This is a genomic window from Pseudomonas sp. SF2, assembly GCF_036858055.1.
In the GTDB taxonomy this organism is placed as follows: domain Bacteria; phylum Pseudomonadota; class Gammaproteobacteria; order Pseudomonadales; family Pseudomonadaceae; genus Aquipseudomonas.
Window position 1 is genome coordinate 84046 of the sequence record NZ_JAMBDI010000029.1, and the last position, 25742, is coordinate 109787.

Consider the following 25742-nt stretch of genomic DNA (forward strand, 5'->3'; position numbering starts at 1 on the left):
TGACTCTCCGGGACAGAACACCTCGCTAGGTGCGCCTCCCCACTCCAGCCACTTCTCGTCGACCGGCAGCGGCACTCCGGTAAAGCGGCTACGCACTACACGATCAGAACGCAATCGTCATTGCGTTGGGTGAACATTCTCTCTATAAAATAGATCACACAGAAACTCAAAGTCATCCAGGATGGAAAATGAAGAGAATAAAAAAGGTCCACGCGGAATTCATTGACGGGAAGATAAATTGCTTAATCCTGCTAAATGAAAACTTAGAGAACGCCCAGTTTGCATATTACATTTTCAGAAATGATGAAAGAATTCATACTTCCTGGTATTCACCAAATCCATCATTTCAATTTGACACCAAACAAATTACAGGCAACTACCAAGTAGCAGCTTTTTTGAGGGTAGAAAAAGATCCCATTGAGGTTAAAAAATCAAATCGAATTTTCGTGAATTGCTACAAATCAAGTCACAACGAACTTTCGCAAAAAGAATTACAGGACTTAACCGCAGAATTTAACTCTTCTTTTCCTCAGCCATTCACTCGAATTCCGCAAGACTTTGAACCCATAATCAATCAAGATATTAACGAATCCGGTTTTCTACGCGTCTCACTGGCTAAATATTGTGAAAAAATTGAGCTTGGAGCATTGACGCAATTTGACTGGCGGCGCAAATTTAAAAACAACAATAACTCCAATGTTATGTGGTTGCTCTCCCTCAACTTTGCAGGCTGCTTGCTGTCAACGTTTGAAGCGAATAGAAAGCCAATCTTTCTTTCGATGGCAACTCAAAGCATCGAGAGTTTCTTGCAATTCGTAGCCACACCAGAAAACAGGTTGTATGTTGAATCGATTCCTTCTGGCGATCACTCAACAGCCACTCGCGCTAAGGTCCTTATCAAATACCTACATATCACACATAACTCTAAAACAGAACATAAAGAATTGCGCTTCAAAATTTTTTTCGAACTTTATCGATGTTTGGAGTGGCTCTCTTCTGAAGATAATTTTTACGAAAATAATCACGGACTCATGTGCAACATAGCACTTGCCACCGCAAGCCATTGCTTCTCTTTGTCCAGTGACTTAAGAAAAAAATATTATTACATCTCCACATCAAGGACCTTGAAACTTGCAACGAAAGCCTTTTGCAAAGACGGCCTATGCGATGAAAACACCATAGGCTACCATAATTACAACCTCAACCTTTATCAGATTTTTTGCAATTTACTTGACGCAAAAGAATCGACATCCCCCGAATTCTCGAATTTAAGAAACATCATAGGTCGCGCTGAAATTGCGTTGCGTCATTGCGTACGCCAAGACAACAGCGTCCCCCCAATCGGGGATTCTCCTGTATATTTATTGAATAAATCATCTATCAATCAGTCAAAGCTTTTCCCTGAGTCCGGGTTTGCAGTTGTCAAGAACGATGATTTCTATCTGTCCTTGCAATGTGGATCTAGAGCAGAAACTCACAAACAGATGGACGACTCCAGCATTACGCTAAGATATAAAGGAGTAGATATTCTAGTTGATGCAGGCTCTTACTCTTACGATAGAGAGGCTGGCTTTGGCAGATATGTTGAATCAGCAACTGGGCACACCGGTATATATCCAGTAGCTTTCGACCATCAGCGTCGAAGAGAAGTTATCAAGACCTTCGGTCGGATTCTAGGATCAATTGATCATTTCTGCGAGACCGATTCAGGCTTTGAGGTGAAGTGCCACTACACAACGGAGGATGGCACCGTTTCAGCTACTAGAACCATAATAGTTTGTTGGCCTGATGAAATTTGGATAAACGATATTATTCAAATAGATAAAACCTCATCCTCTCGGGTATTTTCAGAGGCCAAAGTCCAAAGATTTCTTTTTGGACCTAATATCATGATCAGCCAATGCGATCCGGGAGTCTTCACTCTCCAAGGGGGCGGCATCAGTGGAAGTTTGTTTTCGCTAAGCTCCGTCGGTGGTCGATTAATCTTCGGCCAGACCGAGCCCGACATTCGTGGTTGGCACTCCATTAAATTCGGAGAAATCCTGGAAAATTCTTGTCTAGAATTTATTTCCACTGACCCTGTCGCTAGTTTCACTGTTGCCTTGAAGTTGTCGGAGGGCGCAACAATGAGCCAGCTTTCTAAGCATGCATTCGAGCGCCTTTCAACCGATCGAATGTAAGGTTCAGTGGTTGAATAGACAGTTAAGGATTCTCCGACCAAATGAGCACAGGTCGCCCGACCTGTGCTGAAATAGCCCCCGTTCAGCCAGCCCCGCACAAGCCTTGCCCATGAGTCAGATGAGCTTTCCGATTTCGAGTACGCCGCTAAGCGCAAGCAGCCCACCATCAGCGTTTCCTGGCCGAGATGGACCTTAGCGATCTGTCGTTTGGCTTTGTAGAGAAGACAACGTTTGTTCAAGTGCTTATAGGTAAGCGCAGCGAACATGGAGCTCATGGTACGCTTACGGCCATTCCGGTCACTTGGGCACCAAGGACCGGACACCCGACTCATCACTATGTGCCTTCGTTCCCCAACACCGCTTTACCGCGGCGTCGATGCAAAATCGGCAGTAGCCTCCTTTGATACGTCTACGCGGGTCATGAAATCTTCCAGAAATGGGACTGCCATCACGCCATATCGCTGCGATCCGACCTTATTTAAATGATTAGTATCCTGATAGATCAAGGTATGATCTTGCAATGGTGCATCGGAAAAAAAAGGATTATCTGATAAGTCCAGGAACGTCACATTAGGATATTTTGAAACGAGTCTCTTGACTTTCGCATTAGCGCCAGCCCACTCTGAATTCACAGAGACCGGAAGACGCAGACCAATACTATTGGCACGATAGATCCGCTGCGGATTTGACGAAAGCATGGGTACCTGAGCAAGAACGAGCACTTGTTGCTTTCTCTCAGCGGCTCTTGAAATAAAGTTATCCAACTGCCTCATAAAATTTTCACTGGATGAATGAAGCTGCCACATTCCAGCAAGAATCAATCCATCAGCCTGAGGCACAAATTTCTCTGCTTCAGCAATTTGATTAAGACAAGCCATACGCGCCCACTCCGCGATTCGACTAACGTCAAAACCGGGAATGTTTACACAGCCACTTGCCGTGATAACCCTTATTTTGGCATGAAGTGCCTTACCAACCACATCAGCAAAGGCGTTCAACTGTGCGGCGTGACTATCACCAAGCATCATTATTGTGCGACTGGCTTCGCGGTCCCCCAGAACGCAATCACCTACAATTTTCCCATGGCAGATTACTGAACTATCAGCATATCGGGTCAAATCCGACGACAGAGGTTCAACCAGCCTTGGATTTACAATACCCGCCAGAAGGATAGCTGAGACGGTAACTGCCCCCAACCCAACCAAACGGGCTATAACTGGCTTAATAGATAACCTGCCCCGGAAAGGTGATTCTACAAACCGGTAGGACAGGTATGCGCTACCCAACGTCAGCGCAACAAATACCAGTGCGCTCCCCCCCTGCAGTTCATAAGTACCCGAATAGTAGCGAATGGACGCCAGAATAGGCCAATGCCAGAGGTATAGGGAATACGAAAGCGCCCCCAAAAAGATTAGAGGCCGACATGAAATTGCCTCATTCAACGAACTCTTCGGGCTGATCAGGATCAAAGCTGTCCCGATGCATGCGGGTAGAGCCATCAGGCCGGGAAAGCTGTGATTCTCCGTAATAAAGAAAAAACTACGGCAAAGCAGAACCACCCCTAAACATGCAAATACGGTCGATAAAACCTGCGAGGTGCTTCGCCGAATTGACCACGCTGCAGCCACTCCACCGATCAGAAACTCGGGAACTCTTGCCAACAGCGAAAAATACATTTCCTGCTGATGCCCCTGCCGAAGGCGATACTCCGAAAAAGCGAAAAATAATACAATTACTGCCAGCATAGTCGGCATTAAGAACCGACTCGGCACGAACACCAAGCCCAAGGGAAGCAGTAAATAAAACTGCATTTCCACAGCAAGCGACCACGTGTGGAGTAACGGCAGTTCGTAACCAGCAGGTGCAAAATAATCATTTTGCGATGCGAAGAACGCATTACCATTAAAGTAAAGCGCCGAAATGGCACTGTCCTTAAACAACTCAAAGTCTCGCGGTATAAGCAGCAAAGCCATACACAAAGAGACAACAATCAACAACGCGAAATACGCCGGAAATATCCTGCAAACCCTACCAACATAAAAGCCAAAAAAAGAAAACGCAGCAACTTCTTTCTTTTGCACAACAATATGAGTTATTAAAAACCCTGATATCACGAAAAAAACATCTACACCAATGAATCCGCCTGGAAGCCAATTTTTATTAAAGTGAAATAATATCACACCAAGAACGGCAACCGCCCGAAGGGCCTGAATATCATTCCTTAGTTTAGAGCCATCGACCATTAAAAATCTCTATATTGTTCTTTGATTTCAGACTGTTTGCTGCTGCGTGCCTGGAGCCATATTACCGTAACGCCGCATCCTATGCTCGAAGCCTGATTCCAAATTGGCTATCTCTCCAGGCGCTGCAAGCCAATTTCGCACGCCGAGCCGCCGCGATCCGGGCTGTCGTCCCGCAGTCGTGGGTACAGATGAGCTTTCCAGGTTTGATTACACCGGTAAACGCAAGCAGACCCACCACGAGCGCTTTTAGTCGAAGTGAGACAGATTGAGCCTTGGAGCGGGCTGGTTGCGTTGATCGAACTGCACTACCCCAATTCAGGGCGTCCAGTTCGACCAAGAACAAGGAGGCCAGGCGTGATCCTGAAATGCATCAGACAAAGAGCAGATGATGAAGGCGAGTATGCAGCTCATACTTCATCGTCAATTTCCCATCGTCACATAGATAAGGTTCAAGGCCTGTTTCAATAAACCTTATCCTGCACCAACCGCTTCAAATACTGCCCATACCCATTCTTGGCCAACGGCTCAGCCAGCTTCAGCAACTGCTCCGCCCCAATCCACCCCTGCCTGTACGCCACCTCTTCCGGGCAAGCCACCTTCAACCCCTGCCGGCGTTCGATGGTCGCAATATACCCGCTAGCCTCCAGCAACGAATCATGCGTCCCGGTATCCAGCCAGGCATACCCGCGCCCCATGATCTCCACCGACAAGCGGTTCTGCTCCAGGTACACCCGGTTCAGATCGGTAATCTCCAACTCACCCCGCGCAGACGGCTTGATGCCTTTGGCAATCTCGACCACGTCCTTGTCGTAGAAGTACAGCCCGGTCACGGCATAGCTGGACTTCGGCTTGGCCGGTTTTTCTTCCAGGCTGATCGCCTTGCCCTGGTCATCGAACTCCACCACACCGTAACGCTCGGGGTCGTGCACGTGGTAGGCGAACACGCTGGCACCTTCGCCGCGGTCCATGGCGTTGCGCAGCAGTTGCTGGAAGTCGTGGCCGTAATAGATGTTGTCGCCCAGCACCAGCGCCGACAGGTCGTTGCCGATGAAGTCTTCACCAATCAGGAAGGCCTGTGCCAGACCGTCTGGCGAGGCCTGCACGGCGTAGCTGATGTTGATGCCCCACTGGTGGCCGTCGCCCAGCAGTTGCTCGAAACGGGGGGTATCTTGCGGGGTGGAAATGATCAGGATGTCCTGGATACCCGCCAGCATCAGGGTAGTCAGCGGGTAATAGATCATCGGTTTGTCGTACACCGGCAGCAGTTGCTTGGAAATTGCCAGGGTCGCCGGATGCAGACGGGTACCCGACCCGCCCGCCAGAATGATGCCTTTACGCTTCATAGTGGTCATTTCTCGTGTATTTCCGTAAGCATGCGAGCCACACCCAGGCGCCAGTCTGGCAGGGTCAGGGCAAAGGCTTTCTGCAGTTTATGGGTGTCCAGACGCGAATTGGCCGGCCGCTTGGCCGGGGTCGGGTAGGCATCGGTGGTCAACGGGTTGACCTGTTCGGCATGGGCTTTCAAGGGCATACCCAGGGCCTCTGCCTGCTCCAGCACGTAACGGGCGTAGCCGCACCAGGTGGTTTCGCCGGCCGCCGCCAGGTGGTACAGCCCGGCCAAGGCCGGGTCGCGGCGGGTGGCGCTGATGGCGTGGGCGGTGATGTCGGCGATCAGTTCGGCACCGGTCGGGGCGCCGTGCTGGTCGTCGATCACACCCAGGCTTTCGCGCTCTGCAGCCAGGCGCAGCATGGTCTTGGCGAAGTTGTTGCCGCGTGCGGCATACACCCAGCAGGTGCGGAAGATCAGGTGCCGGCAACCGGCAGCCTGGATGGCCTGTTCGCCGGCCAGCTTGCTTTCGCCATAGGCATTCAGCGGGCCGACGGCGTCGTCTTCGCGCCAGGCCTGGGTGCCCTGCCCCGGGAACACGTAGTCGGTGGAGTAATGCACCAGCAGTGCCCCGCAATCGGCAGCAGCACGGGCCAGCACGCCGACAGCGTCGGCGTTTACCTTGAAGGCTTGCTCGCGGTCGCTTTCCGCCTTGTCCACGGCGGTGTAGGCGGCGGCGTTGACGATTACATCGGGGGTGTAGGCACGCACGGTTTCAGCCAGGGCCGGCAGGTTGGCCAGGTCGCCGCAGTGTGCCTGGCTGCGGGAATTCAGCGCCAGCACCTGGCCCAACGGGGCCAGGCTGCGTTGCAGTTCCCAGCCTACCTGGCCGTCCTTGCCCAGTAGCAGAATCTTCATGCCGAGCGCCCTGCGTAGTTTTTCTCGACCCAGTCGCGGTAGCTGCCGGACTGTACGTTCTGCACCCATTCCTGGTTGTCGAGGTACCAGGCCACGGTCTTGCGAATGCCGGTTTCGAAGGTTTCGGCAGGCTTCCAGCCCAGTTCGCGCTCGAGCTTGCGGGCGTCGATGGCGTAGCGGCGGTCATGGCCGGGGCGGTCGGTCACGTAGGTGATCTGTTCGGCGTAGGGCTTGCCGTCGGCGCGGGGGCGCAGTTCGTCCAGCAGGGCACACACGCGGTTGACGATCTCCAGGTTGGGCTTTTCGTTCCAGCCGCCCACGTTGTACACCTCGCCGGTTTTACCGGCTTCCAGCACGCGGCGGATGGCGCTGCAGTGGTCCTTGACGTACAGCCAGTCACGGATCTGCTGGCCGTCGCCATACACCGGCAGCGGCTTGCCGGCCAGCGCGTTGACGATCATCAGCGGGATGAGCTTTTCCGGGAAGTGGTACGGGCCGTAGTTGTTCGAGCAGTTGGTGGTCAGCACCGGCAGGCCGTAGGTATGGTGATACGAGCGCACCAGATGGTCGCTGGCGGCCTTGCTGGCCGAGTACGGGCTGTTGGGCTGGTACTGGTGGGTTTCGGTGAAGGCCGGTTCGTCGGCGGCCAGCGAGCCATACACTTCGTCGGTGGACACATGCAGGAAGCGGAACGCCTGGCGCGCCTGTTCGTCCAGGCCGCCCCAGTAGGCGCGCACGGCTTCCAGCAGGCGGAAGGTGCCGACGATGTTGGTTTCAATGAAGTCTTCCGGGCCGTGGATCGAGCGGTCCACGTGGGACTCGGCAGCAAAGTTGACGATCGCGCGCGGCTGGTGCTCCGCGAGCAGGCGGGCAACCAGTTCGGAGTCGCCAATATCGCCATGTACGAAGATATGGCGCTTGTCGCCCTGCAGGCTGCTCAGGGTTTGCAGGTTGCCTGCGTAGGTGAGTTTGTCGAGGTTGACCACGGGCTCGTCATTGCCGGCCAGCCAATCCAGCACGAAGTTCGCGCCAATGAAGCCCGCACCACCAGTTACCAGAATAGTCATCGTTCAGTTCTTCCCAATTCCCGCGTTCAAACTTCACAACGCTTGAAGTTCATGTGGGCGTTGCACCGCCGGCAACGCCTGTTGTTATGGGTGCAGCGCTCAGGGCTCCATGCGCCGGCGCTGGTACAGCCAATCCACAATATCCCCACCTGGTACATAACCGCTTACGGTGTCACGCAGCAGCTGGCGCACGGTGGCAAAGTCATCCTCCGCAGTCGCCGCGCGCAGGGCGTCAAGGCGCTGCTTAAGCACATCCCAGGGCAGGTAGTCCTCGTGAGCGCTCATGATCATGGGGTGGCGGGTGGCAATCACGTTGTCGCCGATCAGCAGTTCTTCGTACAACTTCTCGCCCGGGCGCAGGCCGGTGAAGTTGATGGCGATGTCACCCAGCGGGTTGCGCTCGGAGCGGATGCTGAAGCCGGACAGGTGAATCATCTTTTCCGCCAGTTCCACAATTTTCACCGGCTCGCCCATGTCCAGCACGAACACATCACCGCCCTGCCCCATGGAGCCGGCCTGGATCACCAGCTGCGCGGCCTCGGGGATGGTCATGAAGTAGCGGGTGATTTTCGGGTGGGTCACGGTCAGCGGCCCACCGGCCTTGATCTGCTTGTGGAACAGCGGAATGACCGAGCCCGACGAGCCCAGCACGTTGCCGAAGCGCACCATGGTGAAGCGGGTCTTGTTCACCTGCGAGACATTGCCGGTATCGCCCATCAGTACCGGCGCCACCTCGCGGCTAAGGGCCTGCAGCACCATTTCGGCCAGGCGCTTGGTACTGCCCATCACGTTGGTCGGGCGCACGGCCTTGTCGGTGGAAATAAGCACGAAGTTGGCAACGCCGGCCTGCAGCGCTGCCTGGGCGGTGTACAGGGTACCGAACACGTTGTTCGACAGGCCTTCGGCAATGTTGTGCTCGACAATTGGCACGTGCTTGTAGGCTGCGGCGTGGTACACGGTGTCCACCTGCCAGGCGCGCATCACGTCAAGCATCTTGGCCTGGTCGCGTACCGAGCCGAGGATGGGGATCAACTGCACAGCCAGGCCTTCTCGGATAATGCGCTGTTCCAGTTCGCCGGCAATGGTGTACAGGTTGAATTCGCTATGTTCGAACAACAGCAGGGTGCGCGGCGCCTGCCCAAGGATCTGGCGGCACAGTTCGGAGCCGATCGAGCCGCCGGCACCGGTCACCATCACCGTCTGGTCGATGATGCAGTGTTGCAGCAGGTCGCCTTGCGCCGGCACCGCGTCGCGGCCCAGCAGGTCGGCAATGTCCACTTCCTGGATGTCGTCCACCTTGACCCGGCCGCTGGCCAGGTCCATGAAGCCGGGCACACTGCGCACGTGCAGCGGGTATCCCTCCAGCAAGTTGAGGATTTCGCGGCGGCGGCTGCGGCTGACCGAGGGTAACGCCAGCAGGATTTCTTCGGCGCCTGTGTCGTCGATCATGCGCTGCAGCTGTTCCGGCTGGTAAACCTGCAGGCCGGCAATCACCCGATCGGTGATGCTGGCATCGTCGTCGATGAAGGCGACCGGGCGCATGGCCTTGCCCATGCGCAGCGCCGCCACCAGCTGGTTACCGGCCGAGCCGGCACCATAGATGGCCACCCGTGGCAGGCCGTCGTCACGGTTGGCAAAAGGCACGTGCTGCACGGCAGTGGCGAACCAGTCACCGAGGAAGTACTGGCGCATGGCCAGGCGCAGGCCGCCGACCATGATCAGGCTCAGCCACCAGTAGTTGAAGGTGATCGAGCGCGGCACCACGTTCTGGTGGTTGCTGGCCCAGTAGATGATGAAGCCGAGGATCAGTGCCGACAGGGTCACGGCCTTGATGATGGCGATCAGTGCATCATTGCCGAAATAGCGCATCACCGCCCGGTACAGGCCAAAGCGGATGAACAGCGGAATCGAGATGATCGGTGCCGTGATGAACAGCCAGGTGTGGTCACGGACAGGGTTGGCCAGGTCATCGATACCCAGGCGTACGACAAACGCCAGCCACAGCGCAAACCAGACCAGAATGACATCAGTCGCTACCTGGATCGCCCGCTTGTGGCGCCGAGGTAGTCCAAGCAGTCTTGAGCGCAGCTTATCCATAGAACCTCTGAGAGCTTTACAAAGTGACATGTCTAGCGTCTTCTTTCTATCACTCTAGCTAGTGTTCGAGTTCGCCGGCGCGCCAGCGCACGGCCAGAAATGCCAATGGCAGGTAGGCGATGATCACGCCCCACACGCCGTCCAGACCAAGCAACAGCACGCACAGGGCTATCGGCAGCAGCCAGAACAGGTTGAGCGCGGCTACCGCCAGAGTCACCGGCAGGTGCTTGCCGTAGTGGCGCGAGGCGAACTGGTAGGCGTGGCTGCGGTGCGCTTCGTACACCTTGTCACCGCGCAGCAGGCGGCGGATCAGGGTGAAGGTGGCGTCGACCACGAACACGCCCAGCAGAATCAGCCAGCACCAGAACAGCTGTGGCGCGGCCCAGGCCGCCTGCAGCGACAGGCCAGCCAGCACGATGCCAAGAAAGCCGCTGCCGGCGTCACCCATGAAGATCCTGGCCGGCGGGAAGTTCCAGAACAGGAAGCCGAACGTGGCCGCAGCCAGCAACAGTGGCAGCGCCATCAGTTGCGGCGCACCGGCCAGGGCCGAGAGCAGCACCATGCCCAGGCAGGCGGTCACCGCTTCGACGCTGGCGATGCCGTCGATGCCGTCCATGAAGTTATACAGGTTGAGCATCCACACACAGTAGAGCGCGGCCAGGATGTAGCCGAACCACTGAAGGTCCAGGGTAAAGCCGAACACCTGCAGCGGCGCCAGGCCGCCCAGCCAGTACAGCATCCAGGCGGCTGCGGCGAAGTGGCCGAGCAGGCGCCAGCGGGCGGCGATGTGGCCGTGGTCGTCCATGAAGCCGATTACCGCGATCAGTGCCCCTGCCCCGCCGATGGCGACCAGCGCCGGCAGCGGCACCGCACCGGCCAGGCCCAGTAGCGGCAGACAGCCCAGAAAGCTCAGCACAATGGCCACACCGCCACCCCGTGGGGTGGGCACGGTGTGCGAACTGCGCGCGTTGGGCACGTCGATGATCTGCTTGTTCAGGGCGTAGCGCCGCAGCGCTGCGGTCAAAAGCAGGGATGCCCCCGCGACCAGGGGAATAAGCCACCATGCCGTCATTTGTCTTGCTCTTTCAAAAAGTTGAGTGCCGTGGCCCGCAGTGCCTGGTCGACATCCAGCGGGGGCTGCCAGCCCAGCAGTTCACGGGTTTTGCCAATGTCTACCTGCAGCGAACCGCACAGGCGCTGGGCCAGCCCGCCCTTGCCGGCCAAGGTGGCCGCGCCCTTCAACCAGGCGGCGGGCACAGGCAGCAATCTGGCTGGCTTGCCCAGCGCCTTGCCCAGCCGTTGCAGCAGTTCGGTGGTGGACAGGTCGTGGCCATCGCTGGCCAGAAAGGTCTGGTTGGCGGCGGCCGGGTGGTCGATGCAGGTCACCAGCAGGTCCACCAGGTTGTCCAGCGCCACCAGGCTGCGTTGGTTGTGGATGGCACCAAACGGCAGCGGCACGCCTTTGCTCAGCCAGTTCATCATGCTGCGGAAGTTGGCTTTCACGCCCGGGCCATACACCAGCACCGGGCGCACGATCACCACTTCCAGCCCGGTTTCAACCGCCAGTTGGCGCAGGCCGTCTTCGGCCTCGCGCTTGGAGATGCCGTACGGGTCCGAAGGCGCGGGGGCCTCATCGGCGGTGAAGGGCCGGCGGCCGTCGGTGGCTTCGCCGTTGACCTTCACCGAGCTTACAAAAATGAAGCGCCGCACGCCGGCCTGGACAGCGGCACGGGCCAGGCTCAGGGTGCCTTCCACGTTTACCCGACGGAATTCGGCCAGCGGGTCGGCGGCGGTTTCCTGCATCACATGCACGCGGGAGGCCAGGTGGATCACGGTGTCGACCTGCTCGAAATGCCCGGACGCCACCTCTACCGCCGCCAACTCGCTGAATGGCCGGTAATCGACACCAGCCAGCCGCTGGCCAGGCGACTGCCGCACCAGTGCGCGCGGTGCCCAGCGTGTGTCCGCAGCAAGACGCTGCAGCAACACCTTGCCGACAAAACCGCTACCGCCGGTGACCAGGATACTCGGCCGTTGCACGTTGCCTTGCCCGGCCATCAGCCTCTCCCCGCCCGGCCCAGCAGGCGGGTGAACACGCTGCGGTATTGGTCTGCCACAACCGACCAGCGGTAACGGCGGTTGGCAATTTCGTGCAGGCGCGCAGACAGTTGCGCACGGGCGCCCTCATCGGCAAACAGTGCCTGGGCGTGGTTGCGCAGCGAGGTGCTGTCGGCAAAGTAAAGCGCCTGGTCTTCGGTGGTGGCGCGGTTGAACGACACATCGAAGGCTACCACCGGCAGGCCCAGCCACATGGCTTCGACCAGCGAAGGGTTGGTGCCGCCGGCACTGTGGCCATGCAGGTACACCGTGGCATTGCTGCGCAGCGGGCTCAGTTGCTCCACGTCGTAGATCGGGTCCAGCAGGTGAATATTGCTTACCCCTTCGTATTGCTTGCGCAGTTGCACGCCATATTCGCTGTGATTCCAGTTGCCGATGATCGCCAGCGGCATGCCAGAGCCGGCGAAGGCCTCGAGAATGACATGGATGTTGTTCTCCGGCTCTATGCGGCACACCGTAAAGGCATAGGGCGCACCAAGGAACGGGTAAGCCAGGCGGGCTTGTTCGGTTGGCTCACCCGCCCGCGCCTGGTCGCCACCATAGGCAATCAGTTCGCTGGGCTTGTTGTATTCGGCGGTCACGTATTCCTGCAGCACCTTGTTGTCGGTGATGACCGCATGGGCAAAACGCACGGCCACCGCTTCGGACAACTTCAGGAACCAGCGGGCAAAGTTGGACCATTTGGCGCGCTTCCACTCGTAGCCGTCGATGTTCACCACGATCGGCTTGCGGGTCAGCAGGCGCATGAACGGCAGGGCAATGCAGCCGGAAACCCCCAGAATCAGCATCAGGTCATGCTTGCGGTAGGCGTGCAGCATACTCAGCACATCGTACGGGATGCTTTGCACGCCATTGGCCTTGAGGTTCAGGTAGACCAGGCGGGCACGCTCGAAAAACTTCGGGCGCTGGGGGTAATGAGGCGCACTGCAATAAACGGTGAGTTCGCAGTCACCCGGCAGGTTGCGCACCAATTGTTCGGTCAGTGTTTCCCAACCACCGTATTGAGCGGGTAAACCTACCGTGCCAATCACTGCAATCTTATAGGTCATCAAACACCATCACGATATTTTTCTGGAAGTTGGCAGTGGAAAACTCACTCGCTTTCCTGCGTGCGCGCTCGGACAGTGCCAGGCACGCCTGTGAGTCCTGCGACAGGCGCGCAACGGTGCGCACCAGTTGTTCATGGTTCTTCGAATCGATCTGGTAGCCCTCTACCCCGTCGCTGACCAGTTCGACCGGGCCACCTACCGGGGGCACGATGGTCGGGATGCCGAAGGCCATCGCCTCGAGAATGGTCAGGCCAAAGGTTTCGACCCAGCCATCCACATGGGACAGGTTCAGCACCAGGCTGGCATTGCGGTAGAACTTCGCTACCTCGGCACTGGCCGGGCTGAGCATGAGGTTTTGCGGCAGCGCCTTGCCGGCGAAGTAGGCGTCCACTTCCTGCGGGCTGGCGTTGAGCACCAAGGTGAACTTCAGCACAGGGTGCGCGGCCAGTGCCGTGGCCAGGGCGACGAACTCGTCCACTCCCTTGTAGCCCTTCAACGACGCCAGCATCAGCACATTGAAGCGGCCGTCGTGCAAGGGCTGGTACGGCGTGGCCATCGCCTGCTGCTGGAAGCCCTCGGCCAAGCCGTTGTACACGGTTACCGCCGGCACGCCGGCGACACCCTCTTGTACCTGCAAGTATTTCGACACGTAGACCACCTTGCTGGCACAGCCGGCAATCACCCGGCGCAGGAATGCCTTGAGCAGCGCAGGCCGGATGGAGGTTTCGTGCACGTGGTAAACCACCTTGGCACCGCGCAAACGGGCGGCCAGGGCGGCACCAAAGGGCAGCATGGTGTTCACCAGCACGACCGACCCCGGCCGCACCTGGCGCAACAGGCTGAAGAACAGCGCCACCTGTGAGCCGGCATACGCCAGCAAGGTCAGCCAGCGGTTGTCGAAGCGCTTGTAGGCAAACTTGCAGGTGCGTACCTGCAGTTCATCGAGCACGCCGTGGCCGCTGCTGCCTACATGCAGGGTGCAGTCGGCGCCATGTTGCTGCAGCGCGGTGATGGTCTGGTTCAATACCCGGGGGCTACCGCTGTAGTCATTCAGCAGATGGACAAAGTGCAACGTTTTCATGCCACCCCTTCTTCCGCTACGCGCGCCTTGATGAACTTGGCCGGCACGCCGCCATATATCGAATTCTTGCGGTAAACGCCCGCAGCCACCACCGCCCCTGCAGCGAACACGCAGCCGTCTTCGATCACCGCGCCATCGAGCACGGTCACCTTGGCACCGATCCAGCAGTTGCGTCCCACCTTGATGCCCTGGCGGCTCACACCCTGCAGACGGATGGGTTGCAGCGGGTCTTCGAAGTTGTGGTTTTCCGAATGGAAGCTGACGAAGTTGCCGATGATGGTGTCACTGCCAATCTCGATGCCGCCGGCGCAGCCCAGGAAGCAGCCAGCACCCAGGCCGACGTTGTCGCCAATCACCAGGCCCTTGCCGATGTTGGCCAGGCTGCCGGTGCACTCGATGATGATGTGCTTGTTGAGCGACACGGCGGTGCCGAAGCGGATGCCGTCATTGGACAAGGCATCGACGAAACAGCCCTGGTCGATGACCAGCCCCGGGCCGTACTCGATCTTGCCCACTTCCTTAAGGGTTACCCCCGAGCCGATGAACGCCAGGCGCCGCCGGCGCAGGCGGATCACGCCGCGGCAGGCCATCAGCAGCTTGGTCACGAACAGCCCCAGCAGGTAGCCCGACGAGATGCGCCGGTCGACCACCAATGGGCGCTTTTTAACCAGCAGCACCAGCTTTTCGAGCAAGGCATGCATCATTTCACGGCCCTCACCTGGGTAAACAAGGCCTTGACGAAGGCCGGACGGCGGTAAGCCACCGCTTTGCGAATGGCCGCATAGACCAGATACAGGTCAAGCAGGCCGCGCTCCAGCAGGCCGTGGGAATGGAAGCTGATACGCAGCCCGTGGATCATTTCCTCGAAGCGGAACAAGGCACGCTCGGGGGTATCGGCGCTGTGCTCGGACAGGTCGTGGGCAATTTCCACATCCAGCACGCAGGCCTTGGGGAAATACCCCTCGTAACGGATGAAAAAGTCGGTATCGGTGGCATAGAAACGCAACCGCTCGTCATAGAACGGCGTCATGCGCTGGAAGCACTCGCGGGTGAAGATCAGGCCGCTGTTGATGCCCAGCAGGTTCTTCGAATCCACCAGGCCGGCGGCCACGTTGGGCGTGAGGCGGCCCATGAACAGCCAGCGCTTGCCGGGGCTGACCAGTTGCCCATGGCTGACCAGCCGGGGCATGAACACGCCCACCTGGTCGCCCCCCGCCGCCAGGCGCACCTGGCCGATCTGCGCCAGGCAGCTGGACAGGCGGATGTTCGAGTAGTTGGTATCGTCGTCCGAGATCATGAACAGGTCGACCCCAGCGGCAAACGCCTGTTCGGCAACCTGGTTGTAGACCACCGAAAGCCGCTGGTTGTCCGCCTCGTACCAGCGCACCCCCGGGCACGGCTGCGCCACGCCGGGGGAGTTGTTCCAGACGTACAGCTGCAGGTCGATACCCTCGTCACGCAGCAGCGCCTGCTGCGCGAGTAGTGACTGCAGGGCAATCGAGTCATGGCTAGCTTTCCGATACAGAACGATCAGGACTGCCAGGCTCAACTTTTGTTCTTCTGTTTTCACCAATGATCACCATCACCACGATCGCGAAAATGTAGAGGACAACACTGTTCGTATAGGACTGGAAAAAGAACGAGCTCAGGAAGAACGGGTAGCTGGCAATCACGAAATTGCCCAGGCCGTTTTTCCAGGAGCTGGCATGGGCCCTGTCCCGGACGACGATCGTCACCAGCTTGTGATACCAAAGGATCAACCCGGCCATGATCAGCAGGCCGACCCAACCACAGGTGGCCAGCAGGTTGAGCCAGAATGAATCGAACCAGTGCGGCTGGCCCGGGCCCACCGCGCCAAAGCCATAACCCATGGGGTGCGTGCTCAGCACCTCATACATGTGCAGCCACTGGCGCTCGCGGTCCAGCGCCGACAAATCCTGGGTGTAGCCCATCGACAGGTATACGAAAATCGCCACGGTCAGGCCAACGAACTGCAAATAACCCAACAGCGAGATCAACCAGGCCGTGCGCAGTACCCGGGCCGCCACCAGCATCGTGCAGATGCACACCAGGCCGATCATGGCCGTGCGTACCGAACCGATCACAACCAGCCCGCACAGCAGCAGGAAAGCGGCACTCAGCAGCAGGCGCCGGATCAACGACCAGTTGCGCCCACTGAGCAACACAGCCAGGGTCATGGCGGCGGTGTTGAGGATTACTGCAGAAAATTCCAGCGTGCCGGTAAAGAAGCCGGAAACCCGCGGCAGCCCGTCACGCATCGAGTTGTAGGGTTGCAGTTCATAGCCTTTGGCGGTAAGCAGCGGCCAGTACCAGAATTGCTCGGCCGAGGCTATGGTCAGGTACTGGTACAACGCATACACGCCGGTGAGGATGCTCATTGCCAGCACCGACCAGTACACATGGCGCAGCTTCTTCTCGGTCGACACCGCCTGGGCCCAGATGGCCACCGCCATACCGACGAACACCGGCACGGCCAATGCACGGAACATGCGCACCGACGATGCGCTCAGGTCGCCGAACAGCAGGTACAGGAAGGCAAAGAACAGCACGACCAGCAACCACCGCCCGACTTCGAGGTTGACCATGCCACGTGCAGTGACGCTGGCCAGTGCCCGCAGCAACAGCCCCGAGATCATCAGCAGGCTGATCATTTCTCGCCAACCGGCAAACACACTGCCCAGCCCCAGCGTCAACACGACGAAGTCGCTGAAGAACAGCAGGCAGAACAGCACGCCGATAAAGATCCTGATCACACTCACCCTCGCGCTCTGGTCAGCCTGGCCAGCCGGAACAGCGTGACCTTGATCAAGAGCTTGATTCTCGGCACCCAGGCGTAGGAAAGCAGAGTTCGCAGCGCCAGGTTCGTGTCTATGCGGCACAGGGCGTCGAAAACATCCGTAGGGATCATGCTAGTGACCTTACCTGTCGGTTTCATGAAATCGAGGTTGCCCGTCCACGGCAACATGGCTGCCAGTTCGTTCTCACTGAATTCGCCCCGCTCGATGCAGGCCAGGTAACGCGCTTTCACCGCCTCCACCGAGTTGACCCGCTGCACCGCCTCCACCACCGGGGCACTGGGCCGGGGCTGTGCGATGCTGGCCAGCAGCTGGTCGACACTGGCCACCTTCAGGCTGTCTGCGGGGGAGTAGCCCTGGATCGGCGCAACCAGCCCCACGCAACGCCGGCCCTTGAGCAACTGCTCGGCGAACGCCGTGCCACCGGGCACAGGGTAGCTGTCCAGGTAGAAGTCGGCCTTTTCCGCAAAGGCCAGGTAGTCCTTGTACGGCAGGTGGCGGCGGATGAAGAAACGCCTGGGGTAGCGCAGCTTCACTGTCCACCACCAAGTGTTGGTCAGGGGGTTGGCGCCGATGATCCAGCACTCGGCATTGGGGAAGCGCTCGAGAATCGCCGTGATCGACGGGCGCATGTCCAGGCCGCCGTGGGGCTTGTACTTGGCTGCCGAGGCAGCGCTGAACACCTTGATCCGCTCGTGAGTGGGCACGGCATTCGGCACTTTGGCGCCGCTGGTCTCGATCGGGATCGCCAGGAAGCTCTTCTGGCAGGTGAGGTGCTTTTTCTTGTCCAGGTGGTGCCCGTAGGCGCTGATCTCGAAATACACATCGGCCACCGACGCGCCAAAGCTGAACACGTGGTCGGCATGGTTGACGAAATACACCGTCAGCGCAGCGCCACGCTGCTGCTTCAGCAGGCCGCAGGCGACGGTGGTGATGATGTCGTCCGGATGAATGTGCAGCACCACCTTGTCGTACTGGGCCAGGGTGTCGACGATGGACTGCAGGCGGGCGCACGGGTCATCGCCGCGCGCTACCTCGATATGGGCGAAATAGCCTGCCAGGCGTTCGAGCACCTGGGGCTTGGCGCTGCGCGCCACCAGCAGGTCCACAGGCCCCTCGTGCATGTGCGCCAGGCGCTCCATCAGCCGGGTGTGCCCGCCTTGCATATAGGGTTCGCTGACCACATGCAGGCAGCCGCGCGATACGCTGCTGGCAGCCGGCAGCGTAACCTGGCTGGCGCACTTGGCCACCAACTGGCGCTCCAGCGTGGCCGCTTCGTAGATGTTCAGGTCCACGGCCCAGAGCAGCGCGCCATAGACTTGCGCCTGGGTCAAAGCCGGCCCCGGCGCTGCCTTCTGTATCCGTGCCTGCAGCTGCTCTACCACTTGCTTCATTGCTCAGCTCCGTGCCGAATCAGCGACAATCGACGACAAACGCCGGAAAACCGTGAAATACATGACGATCGCGTACAAAAGGTAATTGACTGCATAGGCCAGTGTGACCTTCTCGTACCCCCAGAGCTGCGTGAGGTATACCGTCAATGCGTACAGCGACAGGGTGGCGAGGATTTCCGTCACCAGGTACAGCCGCGTCAGGGCCTTGCCCAACATCAGGTAGGCCATCAGCCAGCTGGCGATCTTCAGGCTGTCGCCGACCATCTGCCAGGCGAACAGCTCGCGCATTGGCAGGAACGATTCGGAGAACAGCACCTGGATGATGAAGTCGCGCAGCAGGTAAATCACCAGCCCGGCGAGAATGGTCATGGGCAGGATCAGCTTGTAGCCTTGCAAAATCTCCCGGCGCAGCTCGCCGGCATCTGCCAGTTCGGACAGCCGCGGCAGGTAATACACCGCCAGGGTGGTGGTGATCAGCATCAGGTACGCCGAACTCAGGCGCCACATGGCTTCCCAGTAGCCGGCTTGCTCCCAGCCGAAGGTGTTGCCCAGGTAGTCCCGCAGGAACACATGGCAAACCGGCAGGGAGCAGGCCGTGACCACGGCCATCAGCGCGAACTTCGAGAGCCGGCCCAGGGCCTGCCGGTCCAGGCCACCAAAAAAGTCGGCCAGGTGGAACCAGGGTGTGCGCATGCAGATCAGCAAGGTGGCCACAAAGCTTAACGACTGGTACACGGCCAGGGCCACCAGCGCACCGTACAGCCCCAGCTGGATGGTCAGCGCACAGGTGACGACCAGCGAAATCAGGCTGCCGAGGATGTTGGCCAGCACATAGCGGGGCACATCCTTCTTGCCATTGAGCACCCCCAGCAACAACGAGTTGAAGGCAAAGAACACCAGGGTAGCGGCAAACCACAGCAGCACCGAAGCCAGCGATTCATCATTGAAGAACCAACTGGCCAAGGGTTTGCGCAGCACGATGATCAGCACCGCAAGCAGCAGCGACACCAGTACCGACAACGTACCGGCGGTTTTCCACACCTTGCGTTGTTCTTCGGGCTGTTCGGCAAACTCCGCCGTGTACTTGGTCACACCCGTGCTGACAGCACCGCTGGCCAGGGTGGTAAACATGGTCACCGCATTCTGCAGCTGGCCGATGGCCGCATACCCGGCCGGCCCTACGTACAGGGCCAGCACCTTGTTGAGGCCAAGCAAGGTGGCCATTCTTACCGCAACCGCTATGGCATTGAGCAGGCTAGTTCTGATCAGGGTCATACCTGGCACTCAAGGACGCGAAAAGCTGTTGCAGGCGTCAATGACGTGCTGGACTGAGGATGCAGTCAAGGTTGGATCCATGGGCAGGCTCAGCACCTGCTCATGCAGCCGCTCGGTCAGCGGCAGCGACAGGTCAGCCAGCTGCGGGTAGGCCTGCTGCCGGTGCGGCGGAATCGGGTAGTGCACCAGGGTCTGTACACCGTGCCGGGCCAGATGCTGCTGCAACTGTTCACGGCATTCACTGCGCACCACGAACAGGTGCCAGGCATGCTGGCCGGCAACGCCCGGGTCAGGCAACTGGATGGCCGGGTTGTCGATGCCGGCCAGGTACTGCTGTGCAACCTGCTGGCGCAAGCGGGTTTCTTCGTCCAGGTACGGCAGCTTCACGCTCAGCAGCGCAGCCTGCAGTTCGTCCAGGCGGCTGTTCACCCCTTGGTACATATTCATGTACTTCACGTGCGAGCCATAGTTGCGCAACGATTTCAGCGTCTCGGCCAGCGCATCGTCGTTGGTAGTGACCGCACCGGCGTCCCCCAGCGCCCCCAGGTTCTTGCCCGGGTAGAAGCTGAAGCCCGAGGCATCGCCCCAGGCACCCGCGCGACGCCCGTCCAGCTCGGCAGCGTGGGACTGGGCAGAGTCCTCCAGCACCAGCAGGCCATGCTGCCTGGCGAATGCGTTGATCGCTGGCATGTCGGCCAAGCGCCCGTACAGGTGTACCGGCATGATCACCCGGGTACGCGGGGTAAGCGCCTGCGCCAGGTTATGGGCGCCCAGGTTGAAGCTGGCTTCATCGGGCTCCACCAGCACCGGCACCAGCTTGTTCTCGGTAATCGCGAGGATGGTAGCGATATAGGTGTTGGCAGGTACCAGCACCTCGTCGCCCTCGGCGATACGGCCCAGTTGTTTCCAGGCACGTAGGGTCAGTATCAGCGCATCCAGGCCGTTGGCCACGCCAATGCAGTGCTTTACACCGCAGTAGCTGGCGAACTGGGCTTCGAACTGCTTGAGCTTCTCGCCCATGATGTACCAGCCCGAGTCGATGACCTCGGTGCAGGCATCGATCAATGCCTGACGGTATTGCGCATTCACACCCTGCAGATCGAGAAACTTAACCATTGCGGTCTATCACCCTGATAATTTTTGCTGGATTGCCTACAACGACGGCATAAGGCGGGACGTTCCTGGTCACCACCGCCCCTGCCCCCACCATGGCGTACTCGCCTACGACAACGCCTGGCAGCAAGGTGGCATTGGCACCGATGCTGGCGCCGCGCTCCAGGGTAATGCCGTTGAACTGCTCCGGGTAAACCTTGGAACGTGGCATCGCGTCGTTGGTAAAGGTGGCATTGGGGCCGATGAACACATCATCGGCAATGCGGGTACCGTCCCACAGGTAAACGCCAGACTTGACTGTGACGTTATCGCCCAGCACCACATCGCCCTCAATCAGGGTATGCGCGCAGATGTTGCAATTACGCCCGACCTGCGCACCTTTCATGATCACGACAAACTGCCAGACCCGGGTGCCTTCGCCGATGGCGTCGCTTTTCACATCGGCCAGTTGATGAATGCTAGGCATCGCGCTTGAGCTCCGTGAACGTGGTGTAGTCACGAATGTAGTCGGCCTCGTCGTAATGCGCGTCGGCCAGTACCAGCAGCACGCAATCCGGGCTGAAATCATGCATTTCGTGCCAGACCATGGGCGGAATCAGGATGCCTTTGTTGAACGCGTCCAGCCAATGGTCAGTGCGGGTGGTACCGTCATCCATCAGCATCCGGCAGCGCCCGGACACGCAGATGGCCAGCTGGTTGAGCTCCTTGTGGGCGTGGAAGCCTCGGGAAACCCCGGGCAGCGTCTCGGTCAGGTAATACACCCGCTGGATGGCGAACGGTACGTTGTCCAGGGCTTGCAGGGCCACCAGCTGGCCGCGGTGGTCACCCAGTACCTTGAACAGTTCGATCTGGGCCAGGGCGCCTTCGTCGGCAGCACTGAGGTGGTGCCGGAACGATGGGGCCTGGTTGTCCTTTTCGCTGACGATAAGGCCATCGCGCATGGGCCAGTCGATCGCCAGGTCGGGGTCATCCCAGTGAATACTGCCTTCGGCCTCCTTGTTGTACACATCCGTGGTTTTGTACAGGAAGTGGGTGTCGTCCTCGAGGGCGATAAAACCGTGCGCAAACCCTTCGGGGATCCACAGCATGCGGTTGTTGCGTTCGCTCAGTTCCACTCCCACCCACTGCCCGAAGGTCGGGGAGCCCGGGCGGATATCGACAGCCACGTCATAGACCGCACCACGCACCACCCGCACCAGCTTGCCCTGGGCGTGCGGTGCGCGCTGGAAATGCAGCCCGCGCAAGACACCGCGGTGAGACATGGAATGGTTGTCCTGGACGAACGCACGGGGCTTGCTCAGGCCAAGCTCCAGCAATGCACCATGAAAGCGGGTCTCATTGAAGGTTTCCGTGAACCACCCGCGATCATCCTCATACACGGCGGGTTCCACTATGACTACATCGGGAATGTTCGTTTGAACAAGCTTCATCGGTAAACCTTTGGCATGATTTTTTGTCGGGGCCAGCCTGGCCAGCCCCCTTTATTACGGCAGTTTCACCGTTTGCACGGCAAATGTCTCGCGCAAAATGTGGCGTGCGCGCTGATGTTCATCTTCCGGGTCAGGCCCGGCGTCTTTGCAAATTTTGCAAGGCATATCTGAGGGTTGCAACCAGGCAACCCAGCCCAAGGCCAACAATCACACCCAGCGCAATGATCAAGTTGCGCCGGGGTTTAATCGGCACGTCCGGTTGTTCTATCGTGCCGTCAAGCTGATAAACACTAAAATTGCGCTTCGCGGCTACAAGCCCTTGGTAAAACTGCTGCCTTGTTTGCAGGTCACGAAGTTCAAGAATGAACGGATCTTCGCTTTTACGCTGCTGCAAATTACCAATTTCCGCAGCCAGCGCTTTGCTCCCGCGCATGTAAGTCAGTTCGCCGTCCATTTTCGACGACAACGCCTTGGAAACTTCGCCGTCTATCAGCGGTGGATTTTCCAGGCCAATCGCAGTTGCAATGCGCAATGCCTCTTGCAAGCGGGTGATCTTGTCTTCACGTTCCCGCTGGCCGTTCTCCCGCAGGTTGTCGAGTTCCAGTTGCAGCGCGCTGGCGCGGACCTCGGCCTCCTTGGTCGCATCGTGCAACAATTCGGCCTTGGCGGCGGTGCTGGCCTTGTCGACATAAGCCGCAGCCCACTCGGACGCTACAGCAGGGTCACGACCGCGGAAGGCCACGTAGGCCCGCGCCGGCTCACCCGCCATTTGCACCACGTCAAAAGAGCCATTGAACGCAGCATACAATGCGCCTTGTGCGCCCTGCCCCGGCGGCATGGAAGGCAAGTACACTTCCTTGAAAAACTGCCGGCGCAGGGTCTCACCATTCAAATGTTCGACGAAGATATCAAAGACCTTGCGCGAGGTAAAAGGCTCGAGCCCGGTCTGGTTAGTGCGCCCATAGTTCAAGTCGGCAATATCACTGGACGAAGGCGCCGCCAGAAAAACTTTCGCCTCATAAACCGGCTTGGCCAACAGCGCATAAGCCAGTGCAACCGCAGTGACAGCAATCGTCACCAGAAAGATGAGAAGCTTTTGCCGCCATACCCCCTCCAGAAACTCCAACAAGTCAACTTCTTCACTATTGCTACTGCGGTGCTCAACGTCATTGCGCATTTCTTGGGTTTTTCCTTGGGTCTGACTGTGTGCACGGTTTCTGGTATACCAAAACAACACGAGCGACTGCATGGAAACTGGCAAGACGCGCTCCCTCCCCAGTGTAGCGGCAATATGCCAATATCCAGCCCATCCAGCGTCGGGGTTAGCCGCAGTAGATAAACCCCACCTGGATTAGTTCCCGCCTTGCGTCGGCCAGCACGCCTGGTCAGACCAAGGGTTCAAGGTATCGAAACCTCCAGGCAGGCACCCGCCTGCTCAGCCTGCTGGCGCAACGCTCCTTGCAGGGCCTTTTTTGCGCCCGTTTCGCCATGTACCAGCACCACCTTCGCGGGCTGCACCTGGCCGCCCAAGGCAAACCGCACCAACCCCTGCTGGTCCGCATGCCCGGAATATCCCGGTAATGTCATGACCTTGGCCCGCAGCTCATGCATCTGCCCATCCAGGTCTATCTGCACGAAGCCTTCCGCCCCTTCGCTGGCCTGTATCACCGAGCCCGGCGTCCCTTTGGCCTGATAACCGACAAACATCACCTCATGCCGCGGGTCCCCAAGCATGGCCTTGAGGTAATTGATGATGCGCCCGCCCGAGCACATGCCATTGCCGGCAATGACGATCGCTGGCCGCCCGGTGCTCTTGAGATAATTGACCACTTGCTGGTGACGGGCATGGGTGTCCACGCTGATCAACTGACTGAAACCCAGCGGGTCGCGCCCTTCGGCAAAGCGTGCCCTGGCTTCGGCATTCCAGTAGTCGTGCAGCTCCCGGTACACACCGGTAATGCGCTGTGCCAGGGGTGAGTCAAGGATGATGGGCAGCTGCGACCAGTCGAGCGGGTCGCCATCGGGGGCCGGGCCGGCATTGTTCAGCAAGGCCTTGCGGTGAAGAATGCCTTCGAGCTCGTACAGCAGCTCCTGGGTCCGGCCGAGGCTGAAGGCCGGAATGAGGAGTGTCCCCTCATCGGCCAGGGCGCGGTCGATGGCCGCTTCCAGCCGTTGCTGACGGTCGCCTGCAGGCGGGTGCAGGCGGTCGCCGTAGGTGCTTTCCAACACGAGGACATCGGCCCGTTCCGGAGGCTGCACGGGGCGCAGCAAGGGGTTGCCACAAGCACCGAGGTCACCGGAGAACACGTAGCGGGTGTTGGCTTGTTCGTACTGCACGTCGCATTCGACATAGGCCGAACCCAGCAGATGGCCGGCGCGCTGCAGGCGAACGCGACAGGTGAGACCGGGGTGCTCGACCAGGGTGTGCCATTGCTCGAAAGGCAGGGGCACGATCAGGTCGCGGATGAATTCGAGGTACCTCGCCACATGGGCGGGCTGGCTACTGATGCTCAGCTTGTAAGCGTCTTCCAGCACCAGTGGCAGCAGCCGGGCAGACGGCTCGCTGCACAGGATGGGGCCACGATAGCCTGCCGCCAGCAGCGCCGGGATGCGACCAACGTGGTCGAGATGCACATGGGTGATGACCAGGGCCTGAATGCCCTGCACGTCGAAGCCCAGTGGCGCCGCCTCGGCGCCCTGCTCCAGGCCGCAGTCGATCAGCAGGCTGCTGGCCGGGCCGAGGTGCAGTTGATGGCAGGAGCCGGTAACGCCGCGGGTACCACCGTGATGGGAAAGGACGGGAAAATCCATGCTGCGCACACTCGCCTGGGCCGAAAATGAAGTGCGCTATTACTCCATGACAGCCGGCGCAGGCATAGGTGAGACTTTCCCAAACAGGTGTAGGAAATATCCTTAGTTACCGCTCAGAGCTGCCTGGCGGGCAGAAGCCCTGATCTTGCGCTTGCTGCGCAGTACGCCGTAGGCACCCAGCAGTGGCCCGACTGCCAGGCCAATGACCAGGGCCGCCAGCACCAGCACGGCGACCGGCATGGCCGGGGCTGCCCAACCGAACAGGACCAACGAGACGGTTTGCTGGTTCTCCAGCACGAAGAACAGCACCACAGCCGCCAACAGCAGCACGAACACCGCCGCCAGGGCGCGCTTGAGGTTACGCATCAGATTGCTCCTTGTGGAATCAGGTGTGGGCCTCATGCTCTTCTTCATTGACCCGGTCGCGCAACTCTTTGCCGGGTTTGAAGTGCGGCACGAACTTGCCTTCGAGGCTGACCGACTGGCCAGTCTTCGGGTTACGGCCTACGCGAGGGGCGCGATAGTGCAGCGAGAAGCTGCCAAAACCGCGGATTTCGATGCGATCACCAGTGGCAAGGCATTGTGACATCTGCTCAAGCATGGTCTTGATGGCCAACTCCACGTCCTTGGACGAGAGCAGCCCCTGATGGGTGACAATACGTTCGATCAGCTCCGACTTCGTCATATTTTTCCCTTCGTTATCAAGCAGCTAGATCATTGCTTAACCAGTTTGTAGCACGCTGGGAGGGATTTGAACAGGGTGGTTCTTGACTTAATAAAAAAATTCAAGATTGAAGTTTTACAGGAATGGTCTAGCCGGCGG

At 58.8% G+C, this 25742-nt stretch carries 22 protein-coding genes and 2 pseudogenes; 2 read left to right on the forward strand and 22 right to left on the reverse strand.

What is annotated here, in order from left to right:
* Positions 1-188: 188 nt before the first annotated feature.
* Positions 189-2180: a heparinase II/III domain-containing protein gene (locus M2S36_RS17640; protein ID WP_333957524.1), complete on the forward strand. Its 1992-nt coding sequence runs from the start codon at positions 189-191 to the stop codon at positions 2178-2180.
* A 362-nt stretch (positions 2181-2542) separates the two neighbouring features.
* On the opposite strand, the gene M2S36_RS17645 is transcribed toward M2S36_RS17640, so the two are convergent.
* The gene (locus M2S36_RS17645; RefSeq protein ID WP_333957525.1) at positions 2543-4423 is read right to left on the reverse strand and encodes an acyltransferase family protein; all 1881 of its coding nucleotides are present in this window, start codon (positions 4421-4423) and stop codon (positions 2543-2545) included.
* A gap of 178 nt (positions 4424-4601) precedes the next feature.
* Between M2S36_RS17645 and M2S36_RS17650 the strand changes: the two are divergent.
* A pseudogene (locus tag M2S36_RS17650) lies at positions 4602-4759 on the forward strand (IS5/IS1182 family transposase); the annotation flags it as partial.
* Positions 4760-4884: 125 nt separating this feature from the next.
* Here M2S36_RS17650 and rfbA read toward each other — a convergent pair.
* The 21 genes and pseudogenes from rfbA to ihfB form a co-directional block, all read right to left on the reverse strand.
* The gene (gene rfbA, locus M2S36_RS17655; RefSeq protein WP_333957533.1) at positions 4885-5766 is read right to left on the reverse strand and encodes a glucose-1-phosphate thymidylyltransferase RfbA; all 882 of its coding nucleotides are present in this window, start codon (positions 5764-5766) and stop codon (positions 4885-4887) included.
* 5 nt (positions 5767-5771) lie between these two features.
* The gene (rfbD, locus tag M2S36_RS17660) at positions 5772-6668 is read right to left on the reverse strand and encodes a dTDP-4-dehydrorhamnose reductase (protein WP_333957526.1); all 897 of its coding nucleotides are present in this window, start codon (positions 6666-6668) and stop codon (positions 5772-5774) included.
* Positions 6665-7735: a dTDP-glucose 4,6-dehydratase gene (gene rfbB, locus M2S36_RS17665; RefSeq protein WP_207829006.1), complete on the reverse strand. Its 1071-nt coding sequence runs from the start codon at positions 7733-7735 to the stop codon at positions 6665-6667. Before rfbB ends, rfbD begins: the two co-directional genes overlap by 4 nt.
* A gap of 99 nt (positions 7736-7834) precedes the next feature.
* Positions 7835-9832: a polysaccharide biosynthesis protein gene (locus M2S36_RS17670; RefSeq protein ID WP_207829008.1), complete on the reverse strand. Its 1998-nt coding sequence runs from the start codon at positions 9830-9832 to the stop codon at positions 7835-7837.
* A gap of 58 nt (positions 9833-9890) precedes the next feature.
* A complete protein-coding gene (locus M2S36_RS17675; RefSeq protein ID WP_207829011.1) occupies positions 9891-10904 on the reverse strand; it encodes an MraY family glycosyltransferase in 1014 nt (337 codons plus the stop codon).
* Entirely contained in the window at positions 10901-11890 is a 990-nt protein-coding gene (locus M2S36_RS17680) for a UDP-glucose 4-epimerase family protein (RefSeq protein WP_333957527.1), read from the reverse strand. The genes M2S36_RS17675 and M2S36_RS17680 overlap by 4 nt, the downstream gene beginning before the upstream one ends.
* Positions 11890-12999: a DUF1972 domain-containing protein gene (locus M2S36_RS17685; RefSeq protein WP_233687205.1), complete on the reverse strand. Its 1110-nt coding sequence runs from the start codon at positions 12997-12999 to the stop codon at positions 11890-11892. Before M2S36_RS17685 ends, M2S36_RS17680 begins: the two co-directional genes overlap by 1 nt.
* Entirely contained in the window at positions 12989-14080 is a 1092-nt protein-coding gene (locus M2S36_RS17690) for a glycosyltransferase family 4 protein (RefSeq protein WP_207829017.1), read from the reverse strand. Before M2S36_RS17690 ends, M2S36_RS17685 begins: the two co-directional genes overlap by 11 nt.
* Positions 14077-14784 (reverse strand): acyltransferase, encoded by a 708-nt coding sequence (locus M2S36_RS17695; RefSeq protein WP_063911631.1) that lies wholly within the window; start codon positions 14782-14784, stop codon positions 14077-14079. Before M2S36_RS17695 ends, M2S36_RS17690 begins: the two co-directional genes overlap by 4 nt.
* Positions 14781-15629, reverse strand: coding sequence for a hypothetical protein (locus tag M2S36_RS17700; RefSeq protein WP_207829019.1), 849 nt, complete (start codon positions 15627-15629; stop codon positions 14781-14783). The genes M2S36_RS17695 and M2S36_RS17700 overlap by 4 nt, the downstream gene beginning before the upstream one ends.
* The gene (locus M2S36_RS17705; RefSeq protein ID WP_207829022.1) at positions 15589-16854 is read right to left on the reverse strand and encodes a hypothetical protein; all 1266 of its coding nucleotides are present in this window, start codon (positions 16852-16854) and stop codon (positions 15589-15591) included. Before M2S36_RS17705 ends, M2S36_RS17700 begins: the two co-directional genes overlap by 41 nt.
* A gap of 2 nt (positions 16855-16856) precedes the next feature.
* Positions 16857-18290: a hypothetical protein gene (locus tag M2S36_RS17710; RefSeq protein ID WP_207829030.1), complete on the reverse strand. Its 1434-nt coding sequence runs from the start codon at positions 18288-18290 to the stop codon at positions 16857-16859.
* Between the two features lie 3 nt (positions 18291-18293).
* Complete coding sequence (locus tag M2S36_RS17715) at positions 18294-19565, reverse strand: O-antigen translocase (protein WP_333957528.1); 1272 nt, start codon at positions 19563-19565, stop codon at positions 18294-18296.
* Between the two features lie 9 nt (positions 19566-19574).
* Complete coding sequence (locus M2S36_RS17720) at positions 19575-20681, reverse strand: DegT/DnrJ/EryC1/StrS family aminotransferase (protein ID WP_207829035.1); 1107 nt, start codon at positions 20679-20681, stop codon at positions 19575-19577.
* Positions 20674-21144 carry an acyltransferase gene (locus M2S36_RS17725; protein WP_333957529.1) on the reverse strand — a complete coding sequence of 157 codons (471 nt, stop codon included), beginning with the start codon at positions 21142-21144 and terminating at the stop codon, positions 20674-20676. The genes M2S36_RS17720 and M2S36_RS17725 overlap by 8 nt, the downstream gene beginning before the upstream one ends.
* A complete protein-coding gene (locus tag M2S36_RS17730; protein WP_172827484.1) occupies positions 21137-21535 on the reverse strand; it encodes a sugar 3,4-ketoisomerase in 399 nt (132 codons plus the stop codon). Before M2S36_RS17730 ends, M2S36_RS17725 begins: the two co-directional genes overlap by 8 nt.
* Positions 21536-21568: 33 nt before the next feature.
* Positions 21569-22108, reverse strand: a pseudogene (rfbC, locus tag M2S36_RS17735) (dTDP-4-dehydrorhamnose 3,5-epimerase); the annotation flags it as partial.
* Between the two features lie 130 nt (positions 22109-22238).
* Positions 22239-23285 (reverse strand): LPS O-antigen chain length determinant protein WzzB, encoded by a 1047-nt coding sequence (locus M2S36_RS17740; protein WP_207829041.1) that lies wholly within the window; start codon positions 23283-23285, stop codon positions 22239-22241.
* A gap of 221 nt (positions 23286-23506) precedes the next feature.
* Positions 23507-24919, reverse strand: a complete 1413-nt coding sequence (locus M2S36_RS17745) for an MBL fold metallo-hydrolase (protein ID WP_333957530.1) — start codon at positions 24917-24919, stop codon at positions 23507-23509.
* A 102-nt stretch (positions 24920-25021) separates the two neighbouring features.
* Positions 25022-25285 (reverse strand): lipopolysaccharide assembly protein LapA domain-containing protein, encoded by a 264-nt coding sequence (locus tag M2S36_RS17750; protein WP_207829056.1) that lies wholly within the window; start codon positions 25283-25285, stop codon positions 25022-25024.
* Positions 25286-25304: 19 nt separating this feature from the next.
* Complete coding sequence (gene ihfB, locus M2S36_RS17755; protein WP_013971456.1) at positions 25305-25604, reverse strand: integration host factor subunit beta; 300 nt, start codon at positions 25602-25604, stop codon at positions 25305-25307.
* Positions 25605-25742 lie beyond the last annotated feature (138 nt).